The organism is uncultured Aquabacterium sp., from assembly GCF_947366995.1.
Classification (GTDB): domain Bacteria; phylum Pseudomonadota; class Gammaproteobacteria; order Burkholderiales; family Burkholderiaceae_C; genus Aquabacterium.
This window is the reverse complement of sequence record NZ_CANBCC010000062.1, coordinates 1-23,406: the sequence shown is the minus strand read 5'-3', so window position 1 is coordinate 23,406 and position 23,406 is coordinate 1. Positions and strand designations below refer to the sequence as shown.

22 protein-coding genes and 1 tRNA gene are annotated in these 23,406 nt (G+C 68.9%); 18 read left to right on the top strand and 5 right to left on the bottom strand.

What is annotated here, in order from left to right; all coding sequences use genetic code 11:
* Positions 1-143 precede the first annotated feature (143 nt).
* The 16 genes from Q0Z44_RS14490 to Q0Z44_RS14415 all read left to right on the top strand — a co-directional run bounded on the left by Q0Z44_RS14490 (position 144) and on the right by Q0Z44_RS14415 (position 14,745).
* Positions 144-521 carry a HypC/HybG/HupF family hydrogenase formation chaperone gene (locus Q0Z44_RS14490; RefSeq protein ID WP_298013973.1) on the top strand — a complete coding sequence of 126 codons (378 nt, stop codon included), beginning with the start codon at positions 144-146 and terminating at the stop codon, positions 519-521.
* Positions 514-996 (top strand): hydrogenase, encoded by a 483-nt coding sequence (locus tag Q0Z44_RS14485; protein WP_298013972.1) that lies wholly within the window; start codon positions 514-516, stop codon positions 994-996. The genes Q0Z44_RS14490 and Q0Z44_RS14485 overlap by 8 nt, the downstream gene beginning before the upstream one ends.
* A 22-nt stretch (positions 997-1,018) precedes the next feature.
* Complete coding sequence (locus Q0Z44_RS14480; protein ID WP_298013970.1) at positions 1,019-1,924, top strand: hydrogenase expression/formation protein; 906 nt, start codon at positions 1,019-1,021, stop codon at positions 1,922-1,924.
* 1 nt (position 1,925) lies between these two features.
* Positions 1,926-2,165: a rubredoxin gene (locus tag Q0Z44_RS14475; RefSeq protein ID WP_179950607.1), complete on the top strand. Its 240-nt coding sequence runs from the start codon at positions 1,926-1,928 to the stop codon at positions 2,163-2,165.
* 2 nt (positions 2,166-2,167) lie between these two features.
* Positions 2,168-2,854, top strand: a complete 687-nt coding sequence (hybE, locus tag Q0Z44_RS14470; protein ID WP_298013967.1) for a [NiFe]-hydrogenase assembly chaperone HybE — start codon at positions 2,168-2,170, stop codon at positions 2,852-2,854.
* Positions 2,855-2,859: 5 nt separating this feature from the next.
* Positions 2,860-4,146, top strand: a complete 1,287-nt coding sequence (locus Q0Z44_RS14465) for a nickel-dependent hydrogenase large subunit (protein WP_298013965.1) — start codon at positions 2,860-2,862, stop codon at positions 4,144-4,146.
* The gene (locus Q0Z44_RS14460) at positions 4,134-4,496 is read left to right on the top strand and encodes a hydrogenase maturation nickel metallochaperone HypA (protein WP_294638542.1); all 363 of its coding nucleotides are present in this window, start codon (positions 4,134-4,136) and stop codon (positions 4,494-4,496) included. The genes Q0Z44_RS14465 and Q0Z44_RS14460 overlap by 13 nt, the downstream gene beginning before the upstream one ends.
* A gap of 174 nt (positions 4,497-4,670) precedes the next feature.
* Positions 4,671-5,489, top strand: a complete 819-nt coding sequence (hypB, locus tag Q0Z44_RS14455) for a hydrogenase nickel incorporation protein HypB (protein WP_366517629.1) — start codon at positions 4,671-4,673, stop codon at positions 5,487-5,489.
* 5 nt (positions 5,490-5,494) lie between these two features.
* On the top strand, positions 5,495-6,793 hold the full coding sequence (locus tag Q0Z44_RS14450; protein WP_298013961.1) for a carbamoyltransferase HypF: 1,299 nt from the start codon (positions 5,495-5,497) through the stop codon (positions 6,791-6,793).
* Positions 6,793-7,053 (top strand): HypC/HybG/HupF family hydrogenase formation chaperone, encoded by a 261-nt coding sequence (locus tag Q0Z44_RS14445; protein WP_298013959.1) that lies wholly within the window; start codon positions 6,793-6,795, stop codon positions 7,051-7,053. Before Q0Z44_RS14450 ends, Q0Z44_RS14445 begins: the two co-directional genes overlap by 1 nt.
* Positions 7,050-8,210, top strand: a complete 1,161-nt coding sequence (hypD, locus tag Q0Z44_RS14440) for a hydrogenase formation protein HypD (RefSeq protein WP_298013957.1) — start codon at positions 7,050-7,052, stop codon at positions 8,208-8,210. Before Q0Z44_RS14445 ends, hypD begins: the two co-directional genes overlap by 4 nt.
* A 40-nt stretch (positions 8,211-8,250) precedes the next feature.
* Positions 8,251-9,315, top strand: a complete 1,065-nt coding sequence (gene hypE / locus Q0Z44_RS14435) for a hydrogenase expression/formation protein HypE (protein ID WP_109034671.1) — start codon at positions 8,251-8,253, stop codon at positions 9,313-9,315.
* 9 nt (positions 9,316-9,324) lie between these two features.
* On the top strand, positions 9,325-10,809 hold the full coding sequence (locus Q0Z44_RS14430) for a sigma-54 dependent transcriptional regulator (RefSeq protein ID WP_298013954.1): 1,485 nt from the start codon (positions 9,325-9,327) through the stop codon (positions 10,807-10,809).
* Positions 10,806-11,867 (top strand): HupU protein, encoded by a 1,062-nt coding sequence (locus tag Q0Z44_RS14425; protein ID WP_298013952.1) that lies wholly within the window; start codon positions 10,806-10,808, stop codon positions 11,865-11,867. The genes Q0Z44_RS14430 and Q0Z44_RS14425 overlap by 4 nt, the downstream gene beginning before the upstream one ends.
* Before the next feature lie 10 nt (positions 11,868-11,877).
* Positions 11,878-13,350 carry a nickel-dependent hydrogenase large subunit gene (locus Q0Z44_RS14420; protein WP_298013949.1) on the top strand — a complete coding sequence of 491 codons (1,473 nt, stop codon included), beginning with the start codon at positions 11,878-11,880 and terminating at the stop codon, positions 13,348-13,350.
* Between the two features lie 15 nt (positions 13,351-13,365).
* Entirely contained in the window at positions 13,366-14,745 is a 1,380-nt protein-coding gene (locus tag Q0Z44_RS14415; protein ID WP_298013947.1) for an ATP-binding protein, read from the top strand.
* A gap of 4 nt (positions 14,746-14,749) precedes the next feature.
* On the opposite strand, the gene Q0Z44_RS14410 is transcribed toward Q0Z44_RS14415, so the two are convergent.
* The 5 genes from Q0Z44_RS14410 to Q0Z44_RS14390 all read right to left on the bottom strand — a co-directional run bounded on the left by Q0Z44_RS14410 (position 14,750) and on the right by Q0Z44_RS14390 (position 20,198).
* Positions 14,750-15,457 carry an LrgB family protein gene (locus tag Q0Z44_RS14410; protein WP_298013945.1) on the bottom strand — a complete coding sequence of 236 codons (708 nt, stop codon included), beginning with the start codon at positions 15,455-15,457 and terminating at the stop codon, positions 14,750-14,752.
* Positions 15,454-15,879 carry a CidA/LrgA family protein gene (locus Q0Z44_RS14405; RefSeq protein ID WP_298013943.1) on the bottom strand — a complete coding sequence of 142 codons (426 nt, stop codon included), beginning with the start codon at positions 15,877-15,879 and terminating at the stop codon, positions 15,454-15,456. The genes Q0Z44_RS14410 and Q0Z44_RS14405 overlap by 4 nt, the downstream gene beginning before the upstream one ends.
* 58 nt (positions 15,880-15,937) lie before the next feature.
* Entirely contained in the window at positions 15,938-18,193 is a 2,256-nt protein-coding gene (locus Q0Z44_RS14400; protein ID WP_298013941.1) for an EAL domain-containing protein, read from the bottom strand.
* Positions 18,190-19,881, bottom strand: coding sequence for a PAS domain-containing sensor histidine kinase (locus Q0Z44_RS14395; RefSeq protein ID WP_298013939.1), 1,692 nt, complete (start codon positions 19,879-19,881; stop codon positions 18,190-18,192). Before Q0Z44_RS14395 ends, Q0Z44_RS14400 begins: the two co-directional genes overlap by 4 nt.
* A gap of 240 nt (positions 19,882-20,121) precedes the next feature.
* Positions 20,122-20,198, bottom strand: a tRNA-Met gene (locus Q0Z44_RS14390).
* 101 nt (positions 20,199-20,299) lie between these two features.
* Between Q0Z44_RS14390 and Q0Z44_RS14385 the strand changes: the two genes are divergently transcribed.
* Positions 20,300-21,277: a quinone oxidoreductase gene (locus Q0Z44_RS14385; protein WP_298013937.1), complete on the top strand. Its 978-nt coding sequence runs from the start codon at positions 20,300-20,302 to the stop codon at positions 21,275-21,277.
* A gap of 123 nt (positions 21,278-21,400) precedes the next feature.
* Positions 21,401-23,290: a molecular chaperone HtpG gene (gene htpG, locus Q0Z44_RS14380; RefSeq protein ID WP_298013935.1), complete on the top strand. Its 1,890-nt coding sequence runs from the start codon at positions 21,401-21,403 to the stop codon at positions 23,288-23,290.
* Positions 23,291-23,406 lie beyond the last annotated feature (116 nt).

Below are 23,406 nucleotides of genomic sequence, written 5' to 3'. Positions count from 1 at the left end.
ACCGCTGGGTGCGCAGGACGCGGTGACCATCGACACGCTGGCGATGGCCGCCTACGAAGCCGGCAGGCCGGCCGCCGACGCCGCCTGTCGCGTGGGGGACGACCGTTTCCTGGTGCCGGGCACCACCCTGGAGGGCCGCTGAAATGTGCATCGGCATTCCCATGCGCGTGTGCGCGGTCGAGCCCGGGCATGCCTGGGTCGAGGGCCGTGGCGAACGCCGGCGCGTCAACACGGCCCTGGTGGGCGAGCCAGCGGTCGGCGAATGGCTGCTGATCTTCCTGGAAGGCGCGCGTGAGCGTCTGGACGACGAGCGCGCCGCCGAGGTCAATGCCGCACTGGACCTCATCGAAGGGGCACTGAGCCCCACGGCGGGCATCGATCCCTTTGGCGACCCGGGGTTCGTGCTGCCTTCGGCCATGAGCGCGGCCCAGGTGGCGGCCCTGTCCGGCCAACCCACTTCTTCCTCACAAGGCTCACAGAGTGAGCCTGACTTCACCCCTCACGGAGCCCGCCATGGCTGAGACGTCCACCCTGTCGACCTCGACCTTCTTTGCCGACACGCCGCCCCAGGCCCACCCCTTGATGCAGCGCCTGGTGCGCGAGCACGGCGCGCACTGGGTCGACCTGGCCACGCTGCCTGCCTGGCTGGCCGCGGCGCCGGGCGATGCCGTGATCCTGATCGCGGGCGACGCCGTGCGCTTTCCGGAAGGCCTGGACGTGGCCGTGGTGCTGCCGGAACTGCGCACCGACGCGTGTCAGGCCTTCCGCATCGGCATCGCCACCCCGGCCGACGAGGACGCGATCGGCCAGCGCTACGGCGCCCAACGTCGCCCCTCGCTCGTCTTCGTGCGCGATGGCCGCTATGTCACCACCGTGTCCGGCATGCACGACTGGACCGATTTCCTGGCGCTGGTGCGCAACGCGCTGGCCAGCCCCACCACCCACGCCCCGATCGCGATCCAGTCGGCCGGTGCGGCCGCCTCGTCCTGCCATTGAACGCCCCTGACCCGGAGTCCGCATGAAACCGTTTCCCATTCCCGTCGTGGCCGACCTGCCCATGGGCCCTGGCAGCCAGATCGAAGAAGACACGCTGGACTACATGGTCATGCCCAGCGGCATGTCCACCTACCAGGCGCCGGCCCTGCCCGAACGCGAGGAGATCGCCAGCCTGACGGGGGCGCACGAGGCCCTGCGCCTGGCCCTGGCCAGCCTGGACCGCGCCCGGCACGGGCTGCCAGCCGACCCGGTGGACCTGATGGACCTGAACGACGCCGAGCGCCGCCTGATCAACCAGGTGCTGGGCGAGGGTGAGGTCAGCGTGCGCGTGAGCCTGTCCGAGGGCGAACTGGTGGTGCAGGAGGCCGTGTTCGCCGGCGTGTGGCGCGTGCTGCATCAGGTGACGCAGCCGGGCAGCGATGCGCGTGTGGTCCTCAGCGACCGCATCGAGGTGGGGCGCATTCCGCAAGGCGTGCTGGAATCGGCCGCTTCCCGTGTCCAGGCCAGCGGCGCGCGCCGCGTGCGCCTGCAGCCGGAGGACAACGGCGCCTGGCCGGCCGGGGTGATGAACGCCCCTGCCATCCTGACCGAGCTGGAAGACCACATCCACCTGTGGAAGCCTGGCACGGCGGCCCACGTGGTCAACCTGACGTTGTTGCCGCTGAGCCCGCAGGATCTGGCCGTGATCGACCAGACGCTGGGGCAGGGCCCGATCCAGATCCTGTCGCGCGGCTATGGCAACTGCCGCATCGTGCACACCGAGGTGCCGCTGACCTGGCGCGTGAGCTACTTCAACTCGCAGGACGCGCTGATCCTCGACACGGTCGAGGTGACGGACCTGCCGGAAGTGGCCTGCGCGGCCCGTGAAGACCTGGAAGACTCGCACGAGCGCCTGGCCGACATGCTCGCCTGGGTGGAAGGGGCCTGACATGAGCGACCTGGGTCAGCCGCGTTTCGAAGGCAGCTACCTGGGCGACCGTGCCCGGTTGCCGGACGGTGCCCGCCTCGAATGCAAGATCTGTTGGTGGGTGTACGACCCGGCCGAGGGCGATCCGGTGTGGCAGATCGAGCCCGGCACGCCCTTCACGGCCTTGCCGGCCCACTGGCGCTGCCCGCAGTGCGATGGGGCCGCCGACCAGTTCATGGTCCTGGGCGAGGACGCGGCCTGACCATGCACGCCGCCGTGGCATCGCCCCCGACGCTGTTGCCCGCCCAGGCTGAATGGGTGCGGCAGCTGGAGGCCACCTTCGCGCAGATCGCCCGCACCCGCATGGCGGGTCTGCCGGTGGTGCATCCGCGCCTGCGCGTGCAGGCCGTGGGCTTTCATGCGCGGTCGGTGTGGGTGGGCGGGGCAGCCGACGAGCCCCGAGCCATCGAAGCCGGCGCGCTGGGCGTGCTCGTCACGCCGTGGTTCATGAACCTCGTCTGGCGGGCCGACGTGGCCGAGGCCACACCGCTGCCGGTGGGGCAGACCCGCGTTCGCACGCTGGCTGGCGAGGCCATGCCTTTTCTGGGGGCGTTCGAGCCCGCCATCGGCGCCTTCGAAGCGTGTTCGCTGATTTCGCCGATGTTCCAGTTTGCCGACCACGCCGCCGCGGTGGCCACCGCCACTGCCGTGCTGCAGGCGCTGCGGGATGTGCCGATGGCGACGACACGCTCACCCGATGAGCCTTATTCGGCGGCGTCGGCCCAACGGACTCCGACTCCCGCCGCCCCGACAGCCCCGACCCAGGCCGTGCCTGCCGTGGCCTTGCTTCCCGGAGCGCCCGACGAAGCCGCTCGCGTGGCGGCGCGACGGGGCTTCCTCTTCGGTCGGGCGGGCCGCAGCAGCCCGCCGTCAACGGGGTCATCGCGATGACGTCGATGACGGCACCCGTGATGAGCGAGGTCGACCGGCTGACGGGCCGCGTCGTGCTGCACCTCGACGCGCCTGCACCCCGCCTGAGCAACGAGCGGCCGGAGCTGGTGAACGCGCTCACGCGGGGCAAGCCGGCATCGGCCTTGCCGACGCTGGTGTCGGCGCTGTTCTCGCTGTGCGGGCATGCGCACCAGATCACCTCGGCCCTGGCCGTGCGTGCGGCCCAGGGCGAGGCCGCGGCCTTGTCGGGCCGGGACGCTGCCACGCTGCAGCTCGAAACGCTGCGCGAGCACCTGCGCCGCTTGTGGCTGGACTGGCCGCGCGTGCTGCGGGGCGAGGCCTCGATCCCCGTGGACCGCCTGCAGTCGCTGCACGGCTGCCCGGCGCTGCAGGGGCTGCTGTCGCGCCTGGCGGTCGAGCCGGAGGCCGTGCTGGCGCCCACACGGGACTGGCTCGAAACCCATGTGTTCGGCGAGCCCTTGACCGTGTGGCTGCTGCACTGGCTGCGTGGTGGCGAGGCGGCGCTGGCCGACTGGTGCCATCGCACTGACACCTTGCCTGCACGCCTGTTGCGCGACGTGCGTGCCGCGGCCCAGGCCGTGCGCCATCCCCTGCGTGCGCTGGTGGTGACCGATGGAGAGGCCTTGCGCGGGCTGGTGCAGCGCCTGGCCAGCCAGCCTGGCCACGCCCGCGTGCCGGCGTGGGACGGGGTGCCGGTGGAAACCGGGCCGTGGTGCCGCACGCACGAGACCGATCGCCTGCCCGAGTCGCCCACGCTGTGGTGGCGCATGGGCGCCCGGTTGGCCGATCTGGCGCGCCTGGCCTTGCCCGATGAGCCAGCGCTGCTTGTGTCTCCCGGCTTGTCTGCGTTCGCCGCGGGCCCGGCGGGCCGGTATGTGTTGCAGTCCGGCGCGGTCTCGCTCGGAGACCACGCGGGCGTCGCCTGGGTCGAAATGGCCCGGGGCACGCTGTTGCACTGGGTGGCGCTGGAGGGGCAAGGGCCGCGGGCCAACGTGCGCGCCTGCCAGGTGGTGGCCCCCACCGAGTGGAACTTTCATCCGCAGGGGCCGGTGGCCAGCCTGCTGCTGCATGACCCGTCCCTGTGTGACCGCACCCGTCTGGCGCTGCTGCCCACGGTGTCGGCCGCGTATGACCCTTGCGTGCCGTTTGCGGTCATGTCACCGGATGGCTGCGTTTGCCCTGCGGCCGACTTCCCCGCGACGGCGCCTTTGGTGCAGACTGTGCAACCCGGTCCGTTACAGGGCCCTGAGGAGTCCCCATGCACGAACTGAGTCTGGCGGGCGGCATCGTCCAGCTCGTCGAAGACGCCGCGGTGCGCGAGCGCTTCCGCCGCGTGCAGGTGCTGCGCCTGGAAGCAGGCGCCTTGTCGGGCGTCGAGGTGCGTGCGCTGCGCTTTGCGCTTGAATCCATCGTGCCCGGCACCTGCCTGGCCGAGGCCCGCATCGAGATCGATGAACCGCCAGCCCAGGCCTGGTGCCTGGGCTGCAACCAGTCCGTGCCCATCCTGAGCCGGCTGGACCCATGCCCCGAATGTGGCGGCGCGCGCCTGCAGCCCACGGGCGGCACCGAGCTGCGCGTTGTCGACCTGCTGGTGGACGACGAGCCCGCCACCCAACCCTGAATTCGATTGGAGTCCACCATGTGTGTCGTCTGTGGATGTTCTGGCGGCGATGCTGCCAAGCTTGAAGGGGCCCCCGCCCACGCGCATGACCACGATCATGGTCATGACCACGTTCATCCTCACACCCACCCGCATCCGCACGAGCACGGCCATGCCCATCACGCGCATGAAGCCGTGGGCGCGCCCCAGGTCGACGCGGCCACGGGCGACCTGCACTACGGCGCCGGTGCGGCCCGGGTCAGCGTGCCGGGCATGAGCCAGGCGCGCGCCATCCAGATCGAAACCGATGTGCTCGGTGAGAACCGCCGCGTCGCGCAGCGCAACCGCGCGCATTTCTTCGCGCACGGCGTCACCGCGCTCAACCTCGTGTCCAGCCCGGGTTCGGGCAAGACCACGCTGCTGTGCGCCACCATCGAGGCGCTCAAGCGCAGCCATCCGGGCCTGCCCGTGGCCGTGATCGAAGGCGACCAGCAGACCAGCGTCGATGCCGACCGCATCCGTGCGACCGGCGCGCCGGCCATCCAGGTCAACACCGGCAAGGGCTGCCACCTCGATGCACCCATGGTGGCCGAGGCCTTCGAGCGCCTGCCCTTGCACGGGGCGGTGGCGGCCCACGGGCACGCGCATCACCATGACCATGGAGATCACCACCACCATCACCACCACGCCGAGAAGCTGCTGTTCATCGAGAACGTCGGCAACCTCGTCTGCCCGGCCATGTGGGACCTGGGCGAAGCGGCCAAGGTCGCCATCCTGTCGGTGACGGAAGGCGAGGACAAGCCGCTGAAGTACCCGGACATGTTTGCCGCAGCGCGCCTGATGCTGGTCAACAAGATCGACCTGCTGCCTTACCTGAGCTTCGACGTGGCGCGCTGCATCGAGAACGCCCGCCGCGTGAACCCGGCCATCGAGGTGATCGAGGTGTCGGCCACCACCGGGGCCGGCATGGACCGCTGGGTCAGCTGGCTGATGCACGTCGAGCCCACGCTGTGAACACGATGACGTCTCCTGCTGCCCTGCACACCCAGTCGGTGCCGCAGCCGGCCCCGCGCCGCATCCTGGCGGTGGGCGCGTGGCTCAAGAACACCGCGTGCCGCCTGGAGGGTGACACGGTGCGCTGGTCGCCGCTGCATGGTGACCTGGCCGAGCCGGCCCAGTGCATGGCGCTGGAGGCCTCGATCGAGGCGCTGCTGGCCGAGGGCCCGGTTGACGCGATCGCGCACGACCTGCACCCCGATTTCTTCAGCACGCGCCTCGCGCAGCGCTGGGCTCAGCAGCTGGGCGTGCCGGCCATCGGCGTGCAGCACCACCACGCCCACATTGCCGCGCTGCAGGCCGAGCACGGCCTGAGCGAGCCGGTGCTGGGCCTGGCCCTCGATGGCGTGGGCCTGGGCACCGACGGGGTGGCGTGGGGTGGCGAACTGCTGTGGGTGGACGGGGCGCGCTGGTCGCGCCTGGGCCACCTGTCGCCCCTGTGCCTGCCGGGCGGCGATGTGGCCGCCCGCGAGCCTTGGCGCATGGCCGCCGCGACGCTGCACGCGCTGGGCCGCACGGACGAGATCCCCGAGCGCCTGGGCGCCCACCACGGCGAATCGGCCACGCGGCTGCTGTCGGCCATGCTGTCGAAGCGGCTCAACAGCCCGCTGACGACCGGGGCCGGGCGCTGGTTCGATGCGGCTGCGGGCGCGCTCGGCCTGGGTGCCCGCCAGGCCTTCGAGGCGCAGGCGGCGATCGCGCTGGAGCAGGCCGCCACCGCCTGGCTGGCCGAGCACCCGATGCAGGCCGACGCAGGCGACGCGCCCCTTCGCGATGACGGCACGCTCGACTTGCTGCCCCTGATGACGCGCCTGTGGGCCCTGACCGACACCGACCCGGCCGCCCGGCGTGGCGAGCCGGATGCCGCGCTGCGCGGTGAAGGGGCCGCGCGCTTTCACGTGACCCTGGCCGATGGCCTGGCCCGCTGGGCCGTGCAGGCCGCCCAACGCCATGGCGTGCGCACCGTGGTGCTGGGCGGGGGCTGTTTCTACAACCGCTTGCTGGTGGCCCGCCTGCGTGAAGGCCTGGCGCACCACGCCGAGCGGGCCGGCTTGCCCCCCTTGCGCGTGCTGCAGGCCGAGGCCGTGTCCTGCGGCGACGCGGGCCTGGCCATGGGACAGGCCTGGGCGGTGGCTCATCTGTCGAGCCTGTCCGACCTTGCGTCCGGCCAGATCGACCCGCTGCCTGTTCCGTCGCCCGTGGCCGATCCGCGCTGCCCGACCCCACCCGTTCCCGTCCTGTCCCCCGAAGGAGCCCGCTGATGTGCCTAGCCCTGCCTGCCCAAGTCGTCGAGAAACGCGACGGCGACGAGGCGATCGTGAACCTGGGCGGCGTGCGCAAGGCGGTCTCGCTCGCCCTCGTGCCCGAAGCCGACATCGGTGACTACGTGATCGTGCACGTGGGTCACGCCATCGGCCTGCTGGACCGGGACGAGGCCGAGAAGACGCTCGCGCTGTTTGCCGAGCTCGATGCCGCGCAGGCCGCCGAAGCGGCACTGATCACCGGAGGCGCCGCCACATGAAGTACATCGACGAATTCCGCGACGGGGCCATCGCGCGCCAGCTGGGTGAACGCATCCACGCCGAGGCGCACCCCGACCGCGTCTACCGCTTCATGGAGTTCTGTGGCGGCCACACGCACGCACTGTCCCGCTACGGCGTGACCGAGCTGCTGCCGCCCCAGGTGCAGATGATTCACGGCCCGGGCTGCCCGGTGTGCGTGTTGCCCATTGGCCGCATCGATCTGGCCATCCGCCTGGCGCTTGAGCGCGGCGCCATCGTCTGCACCTACGGTGACACGATGCGGGTGCCGGCATCTGACGGCCTTTCGCTGATCAAGGCCAAGGCCCGCGGTGGCGACATCCGCATGGTGTATTCCGCGGCCGATGCGCTGAAGACGGCGCAGGCCCACCCTGACCGCGAGGTGGTGTTCTTCGCCATCGGCTTCGAAACCACCACGCCGCCCACCGCGCTGGTGGTGCAGCAGGCCGAGCGACTGGGCGTCAAGAACTTCAGCGTGCTGTGCTGCCACGTGCTGACGCCTGCCGCCGTCACGCACATCCTCGCGGCGCCCGATGCCGAGCAGCATGGCAAGGTCGAGCTCGACGGCTTCGTCGGCCCTGCTCACGTCAGCATCGTCATCGGCTCCGATCCGTATGTGCCGTTTGCCGAGGGCTGGCACAAGCCGGTGGTGATTGCCGGCTTCGAGCCGCTCGATGTGATGCAGGCCATCCTGATGCTGGTGCGCCAGGTGAACGAAGGCCGCGCCGAGGTGGAAAACGAGTTCACCCGTGCGGTCACGCCCCAGGGCAACGTGGCGGCGCAGAAGGTGATGGACGAGGTCTTCGAGGTGCGCGACAGCTTCGAGTGGCGCGGCCTGGGTGTGGTGCCGCACAGCGCGTTGAAGCTGCGCGAGCGTTACGCCGCCTTCGACGCCGAGCGTCGCTTCGACCTGCACTACCAGCCCGTGCCCGACCACAAGGCCTGCGAGTGCGGCGCCATCCTGCGCGGCGTCAAGCGCCCGACCGACTGCAAGCTGTTCGGCAACGTCTGCACGCCCGACAACCCGGTGGGCTCGTGCATGGTGTCCAGCGAAGGGGCGTGCGCGGCGCACTACAGCTACGGCCGCTTCCGCGACATCCCCATCGTGCCGGCCGCTCCCCGGGCCTGTGCGGCCTGACCCCGCCTCGTTGATTTGCCCCCGCTCACCGACTGATCCCATGCCCGTTCGCCCCGACTACATCCGCCCGCTCGACCTGAAGCACGGCCGCATCGACATGAGCCATGGTGCGGGCGGGCGCGCAGCGGCCCAGCTGATCGACGAGCTCTTTCTCAAGGCCTTCGACAACCCGTGGCTGCGTCAGGGCAACGACCAGGCCGCGTTCGACGCGCCGCCCGAACTGGCCCAGGGCGGCCGCCTCGTCATGGCCACCGATGGCCACGTGGTGTCCCCGTTGTTCTTTCCCGGTGGAGACCTGGGCTGCCTGTGTGTGCACGGCACCGTCAACGACGTGGCCATGGCCGGCGCCCGTCCGCTGTACCTGGCCGCCAGCTTCATCATCGAAGAGGGCTTTCCGCTGTCCGAGCTGAAGGCGCTGGTCGAGTCCATGGCCGCGGCCAGCCGCGAGGCCGGCGTGCCCATCGTCACCGGCGACACCAAGGTGGTTGAGCAGGGCAAGGGTGATGGCGTCTTCATCACCACCACCGGCGTGGGCGTGGTGCCGGCGGGCGTGCGCATCGATGGCGCGGCTGCGAAGCCGGGCGATGCCATCCTCGTGTCCGGCACGCTGGGTGAGCATGGCGTGGCGGTCCTTTCCAAGCGCGAGTCGCTGACCTTCGAAACCGAGATCGTCTCGGACACGGCCGCGCTGCACACACTGGTGGCCGCGATGCTGCAGGCGGTGCCCCAGGGCCTGCACGTGCTGCGCGACCCGACGCGCGGTGGCCTGGCCACCACGCTCAACGAGATCGCCCGCCAGAGCGGCGTCGGCATGGACCTGGACGAGGCGGCCATCCCCGTGCTGCCGCAGGTCGAGGCCGCGTGTGAGCTGCTCGGCCTGGATCCGCTGTACGTGGCCAACGAAGGCAAGCTGGTCGCCATCTGCGCCCCCGAGCAGGCAGACGCGCTCCTGGCCGCCATGCGCGCCCACCCGCTGGGCGCCGGGGCCGCCCGCATCGGCACGGTCACCGAAGACCCCCACCATTTCGTGCAGATGCGCACGCGCTTTGGCGGCCGTCGCGTGGTGGACTGGCTCACCGGCGAGCAGCTGCCCCGCATTTGTTAAGCTGCCGGCATGAATGCCATCGACCTGCCCACCGTCCTGCTGGTTGACGACGAGGTCCGGTCCCAGGAGGCCATGCGTCGCACGCTGGAAGAGGACTTTCGCATCCTCACTGCGGGCGATGCCGAGCAGGCCCGTGCGCTGCTGGAGCAGTACCCGGTGGCCGTCATCCTGTGCGATCAGCGCATGCCCGGGCAGACGGGCGTCGCCTTTCTGAAAGAGGTGCGCGAGCGCTGGCCGGACACGGTCCGCATCGTCATCTCGGGCTACACCGACAGCGAAGACATCATCACCGGCATCAACGAAGCCGGCATCTACCAGTACATCCTCAAGCCCTGGGTGCCCGATCACCTGCTGGACACGGTGCGCCAGGCCGCGGAAAGCCGCAGCCTGCAAGGCGCGCTGCACCGCATGGAGATCGACCTGCGCGCCGGCACGGGCGTGCTGCGCCAGCGCGCCACCGAGCAACTGGCCCGCGCCAAGGACACCTTCGATTTCGGGCGCATCGAGTGCTCGCCCGGCAGCCCGGTGGAAGAGGTGTGCCGCATGGCCGCCAAGGTGGCCCGCTACGACCTCAGCGTGCTGGTGCACGGCGAGTCGGGCACGGGCAAGGAGTTGCTGGCCCGTGCCATCCACTACGCGAGCGGCCGTGCGGCCGGTCCCTTCGTGGTCGAGAACTGTGCGGCCATCCCTGACACGCTGATCGAATCCGAGCTGTACGGCCACAAGCGTGGCGCCTTCACGGGGGCCTACGACGACCACATTGGCCTGTTCCAGCGCGCCGACAAGGGCACCATCTTCCTCGACGAAATCGGCGAGACCTCGCCCGCGTTTCAGGTCAAGCTGCTGCGCGTGTTGCAGGAAGGCGAGGTGCGACCGGTGGGCGCGCCGAAGCCGGTGGCGGTGGACGTGCGCGTGATCGCCGCCACACACCGCGACTTGGAAGCCGATGTGCGCAGTGGCCGCTTCCGTGAAGACCTGTATTACCGCCTGGCCAACGTCACGGTGACGATGCCGCCGCTGCGCAAGCGGGGAGGCGATGTGGCCCTGATCGCGCAGCGCCTGCTCGACGAGGTGGCACGCAGCCTGGGGCGCGGCGCGCTGCGTTTCACGGCCGATGCGCTGGCGGTGCTGCAGGCCTATCCGTGGCCCGGCAACATCCGGGAACTGAACAATGAAGTCACGCGCGCCGTGGCCCTGTCCGATCCGCTCGCGGCGCCCGATGGGGCCGGCCTGATCGACGCCCACGCGTTCTCGCGCAAGGTGCTGCAGGGCGCGGGTTCGGATGTGTCTCAGACCCGGCCAGAAGGTGGACTGCACCTCGACATCCCGCAAAGCGGCACGTTGCAGGAGCGGCTCGACCGCATCGAGGCGGCCGTGTTGCGCGAGACCATGTTGCGCCTGCGCTGGAACAAGACCCACGCTGCGCGCGAGCTGGGTCTTTCACGTGTGGGCCTGCGCGCCAAGCTGCAACGCTTTGGCCTGGAGCCGAAATGAGCACGGCACCGTTCGGATCCCTGACTCGCTCGTCGGGTGAGCCACTGAACGTGCTGTGGCTGCAGTCGGGCGGTTGTGGCGGCTGCAGCATGTCGCTGCTGTGCGCCGACACGCCCGATCTGCCCGGCACCCTGCGCGATGCGGGCATCCACCTGCTGTGGCACCCGTCGCTCAGCCTGGAAACGGGCGCGGATGTCATCGCGCTGATGGAAGACGTGCTGGCCGACCGCCTGCGTCTGGATGTGCTGTGCATCGAAGGCGCCTTGCTCCGTGGACCGAACGGCAGCGGCCGCTTTCACATGCTGGCCGGCACGGGCCTGCCCATGATCGACTGGGTGCAGCGCCTGTCCGCCAAGGCCCGCTTTGTGGCGGCGGTCGGCAGCTGCGCCGCCTGGGGGGGCATCACGGCCGGGGGCGACAACCCCACCGAAGCCTGCGGCCTGCAGCACGAAGACGAACACCCTGGCGGCCTGCTGGGCGAGTCCTTCCGCAGTCCGGGCCGCGCCCAGGCGGGGGCCGAGTGGCCGGTCATCAACATCGCTGGCTGCCCCACCCACCCTGGTTGGGTGCTGGACACCCTGATGGCGCTGGCAGCCGATGCGCTCAACCCGGCCGACCTGGATGCGCTTGGCCGCCCCCGCTTCTATGCCGACCAGCTGGTTCACCACGGTTGCACCCGCAACGAGTATTACGAGTTCAAGGCCAGTGCCGAGCAGCCCTCCGACCTGGGCTGCATGATGGAGCACATGGGCTGCAAGGGCACGCAGGCGCATGCCGACTGCAACACCCGGCTGTGGAACGGCGAGGGCTCGTGCACCCGCGGCGGCTACGCCTGCATCAGCTGCACCGAGCCCGGCTTCCAGACGCCTGGCCACGCCTTCCACGCCACGCCCAAGATCGCCGGCATTCCCATCGGCCTGCCCACCGACATGCCCAAGGCCTGGTATGTGGCGCTGGCCTCGTTGTCGAAGTCGGCCACGCCCAAGCGCGTCAAGCACAACGCCACGGCCGACCACGTCGTGGTGCCGCCTGCCATCCGGCGCACGCGGTTGAAGTAAGGTCGGCCGCATGAGCACCACCCGCCTGCTGGTCGGCCCTTTCAACCGCGTCGAAGGGGATTTGGAAGTGCGCCTGGATGTGGCCGACGGCCGCGTACAGGCAGCGCACGTGAACGCAACCATGTACCGCGGTTTCGAGCAGATGCTGCTGGGCAAGGACCCGCATGACGCGCTGGTTTACGTGCCGCGCATCTGCGGCATCTGCTCGGTGTCGCAGTCGGTGGCCGCCGCCTACGCCCTGCGCGATGCGGCCGGCCTCGCGCCGCAGGACATGCCGGCCAACGGCCGCCACGCGCTCAACCTGATGCTGGCCACCGAGAACCTCGCTGACCACCTCACGCACTTCTACCTGTTCTTCATGCCGGACTTCACCCGTCCGGTGTACGCCGACCGGCCCTGGTTTGCCGCGGCCCAGGCGCGCTTTGCGCCGCTGCAGGGCCATCACGCCCGTCAGGCCACGGCGGCGCGGCAGCGCTGGTTCACCATCCTCGGCACGCTGGGGGGCAAGTGGCCGCACACGCAGTCGGTGCTGCCCGGGGGCAGTGCGCGCGCCATCGACCTGGCCGAGCGCCTGCGCCTGCTGGGCAAGGTGCGCGAGTTTCGCGCCTTCCTCGAGCAGACGCTGTTCGCCGCGCCGCTCGAAGCGATCGCGTCGCTCGACAACGAAGCCGCGCTCATGGCCTGGTGGCAGCAGGCGGCGCCCGACCACGGCGACTTGCGCCTGTTCCTTACCATCGAGGCCGATCTGGCCTTGCGCGACCTGGGGCGGGGCAGCGGGCCCTGCCTGTCGTATGGGGCCTATGTACAGCCGGATGGGCACGCTGCCTTTGCGGCGGGAAGCTTCGAGCCAGCTCAATCCATGAGCCTGCCGCTCGACCTCGATCGGATCACGGAAGACACCACCCACGCCTGGCTGGACGGCGATCGCCCGCTGCACCCGCACGATGGGCTCACGGTGCCTGATGCCAACAAGCCGGCCGCCTACACCTGGAACAAGGCGCCTCGGCTGGCTGGCCGTGTGGCCGAGACCGGTGCCGTCGCGCGGCAACTCAACGATGGCCATCCGCTGATCCGGGACACCGTGGGCCGCACAGGCACCAACGTGTTCACGCGGGTGCTGGCCCGTCTGCTTGAACTGGCGCGTGTCGTGCCGTTGATGGAAGACTGGCTGCGTGCCGTGCGGCCGGGCGACCCCTGGCACCAGCCCGCGACACTGCCCGACACCGCTCGCGCCGTGGGCCTCACCGAAGCCGCACGTGGGGCGCTGGGCCACTGGCTGCGGATCGAACACGGCCGCCTTGCCAGCTACCAGATCGTCGCGCCGACGTCGTGGAACTTTTCGCCGCGCGATGCGGACGGCATTCCGGGCCCGCTGGAGCAGGCGCTCGTTGGTGCGCCCGTGCAGCCCGGTGAGACCACGCCGGTGGCCGTGCAGCACGTGGTGCGCTCGTTCGACCCGTGCATGGTCTGCACCGTGCACTGAGCGCAGGATTACCCCATGAGCCTGCCGTCAACCCCACCCCAGCTGCCAGCACTGCCCGACCTCACCGTCGCGCCCGAGGGCCTGGATGAAACCGCCTGGCTCGACGTCATCCACAAGATGGACGAGGTCTACCAGCAGCTGGTGCGCGACGAGATCGCGCTGGAGGAGAAGAACGCGCAGCTCGAGCAGTCGCAGCAGTTCATCCTCAGCCTTTTGTCGTCCATGAGCGATGTGCTGGTAGCCTGCGACAGCCAGGGCCGCATTGAAGAGACCAATGCCGCGCTGCGCGAACTGGTGGGCCAGGACGAGGCCAGCTTGCGCGGTCGCAGCGCGCTGGACCTCCTCGCCGACGAGGACAGCGTGCAGCGTCTGCGTGAGGTGCTGGGCACATGGCGCCCCTCGCGGGGTGGTGCGGTCCTTGAGATCCAGTTGCGTGACGCGCAGGGCCAAAGCGTGCCGGTCGACCTGAACTGCACCCCCCGCCGCAATGCCAGCGCGCGCGTGGTGGGCTACGTGTTCGTTGGCCGGCCGATGGGCGAGATCAAGCGGGCCTACCAGGAGTTGCAGCGCGCCCACGAGGCGCTGAAACAGGCCCAGCAGCAACTGCTGCACTCCGAGAAGATGGCGTCGCTGGGGCGCCTGGTGGCCGGTGTGGCGCACGAGTTGAACAACCCGATCAGCTTCGTGCTGGGCAATGTGCATGCGCTCAAGAAGTACACCGATCGCATGGCGACCTACCTGCAGGCCGTGCACGCCGGCGAGCCGCCTGCGCTGCTGGCCGAACTGCGTCAGCGGCTGCGCATCGACCACGCCCTGGCCGACCTGCCATCGCTGATCGACGGCACCCTCGAAGGCGCTCAGCGCACCACCGACATCGTCAATGGCCTGAAGCGCTTCTCGGTGATGGACCGGGAAGAGCGCGAGCCGGTCGATCTCAATGCCGTCATCGAGCGGGCCATTCACTGGGTGCGCAAGGGCACGGCACCTGGCTTTGCCATCCACTGGGCGCCACAACCATGCTGCCTGGTGCGCGCCAGTGCCGGTCAGTTGCTGCAAGTGCTGATGAACCTGATCCAGAACGCCTACGATGCGGCTTCGGCCCGCAGCCCGCACCCCGAGTTGTGGATCACGCTGGCGCACACCGAACGCGAGGCCACCATCACGCTGCGCGACAACGGGCCCGGCATCCCGCCTGAACACATGGGGCGGCTGTTCGATCCATTCTTCACCACCAAGCCAGTGGGCAAGGGCACGGGCCTCGGGCTGTCGATCAGCTTCGGTACCGTCGAGCAGCACGGGGGGCGGCTCACGGCGGCCAACGCGCCCGAGGGCGGGGCGGTCTTCACCGTGACGCTGCCTCTGTTGGGTGCCGAGCCCCCGGCCGCCGCAAGCTGAGCCCTCAGGCCAGTGCGCGCGCCAGCAAGGGCCCGATCAACACCAGCACGATCCCCGAGAAGATCATCGTCAGGCTCGAGACCGCGCCTTGCTCAGGGCCGATCTGCCAGGCCTTGGCCGTGCCAACCCCGTGCGTGGCGGCTCCAAACGCCGAGCCCACGGCCACTGGGTGGCTGACATTCAGCCAGGTCAGCCAGCCGTGCCCGACCACCATGCCGAACACGCCGGTGACGAGCACGCACATCACGGCCAGTTCGGGTTGCACCCCGAGCATGATCGCGACCGGCATCGCGAAAGGCGACGACACCGAGCGGGGCAGGATGTTGCGCATCACCTCATCGGGCAGGCCCAGCACCCATGCCAGCACCCACGAACTGCCCACGCCCAGCACCACGCCGGTCAGCACGCCAATGCTGAGCGTGATGGGGTAGCGTCGGATCAGCCCGCGCTGCTGGTGAATCGGGTAGGCGAAGGCCACCGTGGCCGGCCCCAGCATCCAGGTCAGCCAGCGCGTGTGGGTGTAATACACCTCGTAGGGCGTGCCGCTGCCCAGCAACAGCACCAGCAGCACCAGCGGTGTCACGATGATCGGCGTCAGCCAGATGCGGGGATGGCGCTGGAACAGGCGCCGTGCGGCGTGGTAGATGCCCAGCGTCAGGACAAGGCTGGCGGCTGCCACGGCCGGTGCGCCAAACAGGTCGACGGCGCTCATCGGCTCACCTCCTGATCCACCGGGTGCGTGCCCATGCGGTCTTCCATCCGGATCACGCGCGCCACCACCAGGCCCACCCCACCCATCACGAACAGGGTGCCCACGACGATGGCCAGCGCCAGCTTCAGCCCCATGGTGCTCAGCAGTTCAGGGTGCCGGATCAGTGCCATCAAGGGCGGCACGAAGAACAGCAGCATCTCGCCCAGCAGCCAGCGGGCGCCGGCTTCGATGCGGCGCGGCGCGATGGCCCCCGTGAGCAACAGCGCGGTCACCACCAGCAGGCCGATCACCCCACCGGGCAGGGGCCATCCCAGCGCGTGCACCAGGCGATCTGCCGCCCACCACACGGCCACGAAGAACAGGATTTCGGTCAGCAGGCGCAGCAGGCGCCCGGGCAGGGGAGGCGGCGAGGGAGGAGACATGGCGAGAGGCGAGACAGCGCAGCCTGCACTGTAACGGGCTCTGCCCTCGCGCGCGCCTTCAGGGCTGTTTAGCGGCCAGCCAGTTCAACAGATCGGGCTCGGTCATCGGCCGCGCAAACAGCCAGCCTTGCCCTTCCTCGCATCCAAGCTGCTGCAGCAGTTCGCGCTGCGCAGGCGTTTCGACCCCTTCGGCCACCACCTTCATCGACAGGCTGTGGCCGAGGTTGACCACCATGCGGGCAATGCGGCTGTCCTGCTCGATCTCGGCCACGAAGGCCCGGTCGATCTTCAGCCGGTCTGCGCTCAGGTGGCGCAGCACGCTCAGCGAAGAGAAACCCGTGCCGAAGTCGTCGATGGCGGCGGTGAGTCCCAACGCCCGGATCTCCTCCAGCCGCTGACGCATCAGGTTCAGGTCATCGGCCGCCATGGACTCCGTCACCTCGAGCTCGACGCAGGCAGGGGCGACGCGCGTTTCGTTCAGCATGTCGGCCAGCAGGGGGATGAAGTCCGGCTCGCGCAACTGGGCCTGCGACACGTTGATCGCCATGGTCAGATGCGGGTATCCGGCTTCGTGCAGGCGCCGCAATTGCGCGCATGCGGTGTGCAGCACGAAGCTGCCCAGCACGGACATCAGGCCGGCCTGTTCGGCGAGCGGGATGAAGCGATCGGGCGGCACCAGCTCGCCATCGGGCTTGCGCCAGCGCAGCAGTGCCTCCAGCCCGAGCGCACGGCCCGTCTGCAGGCACACCTTGGGTTGGTAGACCGTGAACAGCTGGCTGGAGCCCGTGGCCGCGCGCAGGCTGTTGAGCAACTGCATCCGCGTGCGCGCATCCTGGCCCATTTCGGCCGAAAAGTAGCACGCCGTGCCGCGTTGCAGGCCCTTGGCCCGCTTGAGCGCCAGGTGTGCGTCGTTCAGCAACTCTGCCCCGGCGCCCGCGGGCTGCCCCAGCCGCACCAGCCCCATTGTGGCCGACAGCCGCACTGTTTGCCCCTGTACCAGGAAAGGCATGGCGAAGTGACGTTGCAGGGGCTCGGCATCCACCAGTTCCTTCGGGCCCAGCACCCCGAACACGTCGGCGCTTACCCGGGCCACCGTGCATCGCTCACCCAGTGAGCTGGTCAGCCGGTTCGACACGGTGCGCAGCAGGGCATCGCCGAAGCCGTGGCCCAGCATGTCGTTGATCGACGCAAAGCTGTCGATGTCGACCACCGCCAGGTTCCGCTTCGCATCGGGCATCGACAGCTCCGACAGGCACTTGAGGAAGTGGTTCAGGTTGGGAATCTGGAGCAGCGGATCGAGGTAGGCCTGGTCGGCCAGTTGGCCGTACAGCAGCACGTTCTCGAAGCCGGCCGAGATGCTCGAGCAGAACACCTCCAGCAAATGTCGGTCCAGCGGCGGCAGGTCGGCCTGGTGGTCGATGTAGGCCGCCAGCCCCCGTCCTTCCGAGGTGGCAAAGTAGAGCGTCATGCCCCCTTCAAAATGGCTGCGCCGCTCCGTCAGACAGCGCTCCAGCGCGTCCTGCACCCGAGGCAATCCCAGTTCATGCAAGGGGCGCTGGATCAGCTCGCCATACTGGCCGGCCGCCGCAATCACACGGGCCGGATCGCCTTCGTTCTCGAGTCCGGCCTGCGCGCAGATGAGGCCCTCGGGCCGCATGCCGAGCAGGGCGCAAAGCTGGTTGACCACCCCCCGCGCAAACAGCTGCATGCCGTGCAGTTTGCTGAGCTCGGTGCTGGCGCGCACCACCATCTCCAGCCCGCGGCGAGTCTGCTCGTGGGCCCGCATCTGACGGTACGCGCGCACCGCGGTGGTCAGGCTCGTGAACAGCCTCACCCGCGTCAGCTCCGACTTGGTCCGGTAGTCGTTGATGTCGTAGTCGCGGATGGTGACGAGTTCGGGCGCATAGCCCGGCTGGCCGGTGCGCAGGATGATGCGCAGCGCCTCGCGTCGCAGGCGGGTGCGAACCTCGCGCACCAGCGTGAGCCCGGCGTCGTCCGACTCCATGACCACGTCGAGCAACATGACCGCCAGGTCTTCCGTCTGCTCGATGCGGGCCAGCGCCTCCGCACGCGAGTACGCGTGCAGCAGCGTCAGCGGGCGCCCCTCGATCAGCAGCCCGCGCAAGGCAATTTCGGTGGCGTGGTGCACATCGGCATCGTCGTCTACCACCAGCACGGTCCACGGCGTACCCGAAGGGGCGGGGGGCAGCGTGTCGTTGTCCGGGTCGTCTTCGATCAGCGGCAGCAGGTCGTCCGCATCGGCCGCATCGCCACTGGGCAGCATCTCGTCGGGGGAGGTCGGGGGCAGGCTCATGGTGTGGGATGAGGTGCAGCGGCGTCAGGGTTGGCGGGGGCAGTGCTGGGCAGGGTGAGGGTCACGGTGCAACCCTGGCCGGGCGGACTGTCGATGTGTACGCGCCCCCCCAGCAGCCCCGTCACCAGCGAATACACGATGTGCATGCCGAGACCCGAGCCACCCCGGCCCAGTCGGGTCGTGAAGAAGGGGTCGAACACCCGCTGTTGGTGCTCGGGGGCAATTCCGCAACCGTTGTCCTGCAGCGTGATCTGGATGTGGGTATCGGACAGCCGCTCGGCGCGCACGGCCATGCAGGGCGAGGACTGCTGCTCGAAAGCATGCGTCACTGCGTTGTTGACGATGTTCATCAGGACCTGGCCCAGCGGGCCGGGGTAGCTGTCCATCCGGAGACCCGTTGGAACTTCCTCGGTCCATTGCACCCCACGGCGCCGCAGCGTCGGGCTCAGCGTCAGATGCAGCTCGTGCACCACCTCGCCCAGATCGAAGGGGCGTCGCTGGTGACTCGACTGGTCCACGGCGACCTGCCGGAATCCGGCGATCAGCTCCGCGGCCCGGCGCAGATTGCGCTCCATCACGTCCACGGCCTCGGCCACATCGGCCGTGAAGCGGGTCAGCGTGGAACGCCGCAAACCCTGCGCCACCTCGGCATCGAACTGCGTGCGCAGATCAGCCAGCGTGCTGGCCACGATGACCGCATTGCCGATCGGCGTGTTCAACTCGTGCGCCATGCCGGCCACCAGCGCGCCCAGGCTGGCCAGCTTTTCCCTGCGCACCAGTTCGTCCTGGGTGTGGCGCAGTTCCTCGAAAGCGGCCTGCAACTCCGCCGTGCGGGCTTGCACCCGGGCTTCGAGGCTCGCGTTCAGGTCTTCCAGCTCCTGCTGCGCTTTGCGCCGGTCGGTGATGTCGTAGAAGCTCGTGAGCATGTGGTCGCCCACCATCGCCCCGCCGACCACCAGATGGTGAGCACGACCGGTCTTGTCATGCACACGCAGCTCCACCGGGTGCAGCTCCCGCCCTTGTTCACGCACGTCCTGGTAGCCCTTCGTCCACAGGGCCTTCACGTGGGCACGGTAGGCCGGGTCGGGGTAGGCGAGCGACCACCACTGGTCGATGTGGAGCAGGTCGGCTGCCGTGTAGCCCAGCAAGCGGGTCCACTGCCGGTTGATGTCGACGAGGCTGCCGTCGGCGGTTGTCAGTGCCAGCGGGATCGGGGCCAGTTCGAACAGTTTGCGAAAGCGCTGCTCGCTTGCCTGGAGCGCCTGCGCGGCCGCCTGCGCGGCCGTCACGTCCCGCAAGACCGCCACCAGTTGAAGGCGATCCGACGCCGCATCGTGCAACGCGGCGCTGAGCGTCACCTCGGCCGTGAAGGTCTCACCGCTCTGTCGCTGATGCAGCCACAGAAAGCGCTGGGATTCTCCTTCGCGGGCACGCTCGATGTGAATGCGCACACCAACGGCGGAGGTCTGCCCGTCCGGTTGCTGCACGGGTGACAGCGCAGCCGGATGCATGCCCATCAGTTCCGACTGAGGGCGACCGAACAGCCGTTCCGCGGCGGGGTTGCACGCGACGATCTGCTCGCTGTCAAGCAGCAGCATCGCGTCATTGGCATGGGCCACCATCGCGCGGTAGGCGCGGAGCTGGCTTTCTGGTTCGATGGCAGTGTGGCTTGGTGGACGAACGTCCATGCGGTCTTCCCTGGCGAATCGATGCTCGGTTCAGCCGCGCGCCACGCTGCGGCTGCCCTTACATGTGTTGACCACTATATCGGGGGGTGACCACACCGCTGGAGGGGGAACCACCCGCACAAGGCGCATGAAGCGCTGGCAAGTGAGACCTTTTGCGCACCCGGGGGCGGGCGCGCAAAGCAAAAAGCCACCGCGAGGGTGGCTTCTGCTTTCAAGAACGTTCGCACGCTTGAAGGTATTTGGTGGCGCTTCAGGGATTCGAACCCCGGACCTGCGGATTATGATTCCGTCGCTCTAACCGGCTGAGCTAAAGCGCCATCGAGACCAAGACTATACACTGAAATCTTCGCGTCGCGCAAGCAGCGTCGCTTTTTCGTCTCGCCGGCATCCCGGCTGGCCTCACCGGAGTCCGCTCACCATGTCTCGTCGCATCGAATTCACCGCCCACGGCGGCCCTGAAGTCCTCTCTCTGGTGTCCCGTCCGGTGCCGGATCCCGGCGATGGTGAGGTCCGCGTGCGCAACCATGCGGTCGGCCTCAACTTCATCGACACCTACCAGCGCAGCGGGCTCTATCCTGTGGCCCACCTGCCCTCCGGTCTGGGTTCCGAAGGCGCGGGTGTGGTGGAGGCCGTCGGCCCGGGCGTGACCACCTTCCAGCCTGGCGACCGCATCGCCTACGGCACCGGCCCGCTGGGCGCATATGCCGAGCACCACGTGCTGCCTGCTGCCCACCTGGTGCGCCTGCCCGATGCCATCGGCTTCGAGCAGGCCGCAGCGATCATGCTCAAGGGCCTCACCGTGCAGTACCTGTTCCGCCAGACCCATGTGCTGCAGGCAGGCGACACGGTGCTGTTTCATGCTGCCGCGGGTGGCGTCGGCCTGCTGGCCTGCCAATGGGCCAAGGCGTTGGGTGTGCGCCTGATCGGCACGGCAGGCGGTCCGGACAAGGTCGCACGCGCGCTGGCCGCCGGGGCATGGGCCGGCATCGACTACGACCGCGAAGACGTCGTCGCCCGCGTGCTCGAACTGACCGAAGGTCGCAAGTGCCCGGTTGTGTACGACGGCGTTGGCGCCGCCACCTGGGCCACCTCGCTGGATTGCGTCGCCCCTCGGGGGCTGCTCGTGAGCTTCGGCAACGCATCGGGGCCGGTCACCGGGGTCAACCTCGGCATCCTGGCGCAGAAGGGCTCACTCTATGTGACCCGGCCCACGCTCGGCAGCTACGCGAACACCCCGGAGCGACTGCAAGCCATGGCCGACGAGTTGTTCGGCCTCGTTCAGCGGGGCGCCATCACGGTCGAGATCGGACAGCGCTTTGCCTTGGCCGATGCCGCCGAGGCGCACCGGGCGCTGGCCGGGCGTCGCACCGTCGGTGCCACCGTGCTGCTGCCCTGAGTCTCGCGGGGTCCTGCTGGCGCCCCTTGAAATGGCGTTTTGGCGCCCCATTTAGCTTGCGGTCGGGCTTGCTTTTGTGGGCAGCCCTTGTTTCACCCTAGCGATCGAAGCACAAGAACAGCCATGGACAAGACCACCCATTCCTTCCAGGCCGAGGTCAAGCAGCTGCTGCACCTGGTCACCCACTCGCTGTACTCGAACAAAGAGATCTTCCTGCGCGAACTGATCTCCAACGCCTCGGACGCCTGCGACAAGCTGCGCTTCGAGGCCCTGGACAACAGCGCGCTCTACGAAGATGCGCCCAACCTCGACGTGCGCGTCATCGTCGACAAGGCCAACCGCACCCTCACCATCCGTGACAACGGCATCGGCATGAGCGCGCAGGAGGCCATCGACCACCTCGGCACCATCGCCAAGTCGGGCACCAAGGAATTCATGGGCCGCCTCTCTGGCGACCAGCAGAAGGACGCCCAGCTCATCGGTCAGTTCGGCGTGGGCTTCTACAGTGGCTACATCGTGGCGGACAAGATCACCGTCGAGTCGCGCCGTGCCGGCCTCAAGGCCGAGGAAGGCGTGCGCTGGGTCAGCGAAGGCACCGGCGACTTCGATGTCGAAGCCATCACCAAGCCCACCCGCGGCACCGACATCATCCTGCACCTGCGTGAAGGCGAAGACGAATTCCTGACCGCGTGGAAGCTGCGCGCCATCATCAACAAGTACTCCGACCACATCTCGCTGCCCATCCTCATGCAGAAGGAAGAGTGGGACAAGGACAAGGGCGAATACGTCACCCGGGACGAATGGGACACGGTCAACCAGGCAGCCGCCCTGTGGACGCGCAGCAAGAGCGACATCACAGAAGAACAGTACGCGGAGTTCTACAAGCAGATCAGCCACGACAGCGAGTCGCCGCTGGCCTACACGCACAACCGCGTCGAAGGCCGCAGCGAATACACGCAGCTGCTGTACGTGCCCAAGAGCGCGCCCCACGACCTCTGGAACCGCGACCGCAAGGGCGGTCTTAAGCTCTACGTCAAGCGCGTCTTCATCATGGACGATGCCGAAGCGCTGCTGCCGTCCTACCTGCGCTTCGTCAAGGGCGTGATCGACTCGGCCGACCTGCCGCTCAACGTCAGCCGCGAGATCCTGCAGGAAAGCCGCGATGTCAAGGCCATCCGCGAGGGCTGCACCAAGCGCGTCCTGTCGATGCTGGAGGAGCTGGCGAACAACGAGGACCAGACCAAGCGCGACCAGTACGCCGCGTTCTGGAAGGAGTTCGGTGCCGTGCTGAAGGAAGGCGTCGGCGAGGACTTCACCAACAAGGAACGCCTGGCCAAGCTGCTGCGCTTTGCCTCCACGCATGCCGACGAAAACGTCTCGCTGGCCGACTACGTGGGCCGCATGAAGGAAGGCCAGGACGCGATCTACGTGATCACTGCCGACTCGCTGGCCGCCGCCAAGAACAGCCCGCAGCTCGAGCTCTTCAAGAAGAAGGGGATCGAGGTGCTGCTGCTGACCGACCGCGTCGATGAGTGGGTGCTCTCGCACCTCTATGACTTCGACGGCAAGCCGCTGCAGAACGTCACCAAGGGCGCCATCGACCTCGGCAAGCTGCAGGACGAGGAAGAAAAGAAGAAGGCCGAAGAGGCCGCCGAGAGCCTCAAGCCCCTGCTTGAGCGGCTGAAGACCGCCCTCGGCGACCGTGCCAAGGAGGTGCGCGTCACCACGCGCCTGGTCGATTCACCGGCCTGCCTGGTGACGGAGGAGGGCGACATGAGCGCCCACCTGGCGCGTCTGCTCAAGCAGGCGGGCCAGACGGCGCCCGAGGTGCGCCCCGTGCTCGAGGTCAATCCCGAGCACGCGCTGGTCAAGAAGCTCGAAGCCAGCGAGCACTTCGACGACCTCGCCCACATCCTGTTCGATCAGGCCCTGCTGGCCGAGGGCGGTCAGCTGGAAGATCCGGCTGCTTACGTGCGTCGCGTCAACAACCTGCTGGCCACGTCCGCCGTCTGAGCCAGGGCGTCAGCCCCGGGCCTGGCCCGGTCTGGGGCGGGCATCGGATGCCGGTGCGGCAGGAGGCATCTCGGTCAGTGGGGCCGGCGCCGAGTTGGCCGCCGCGTCAAGGCGGC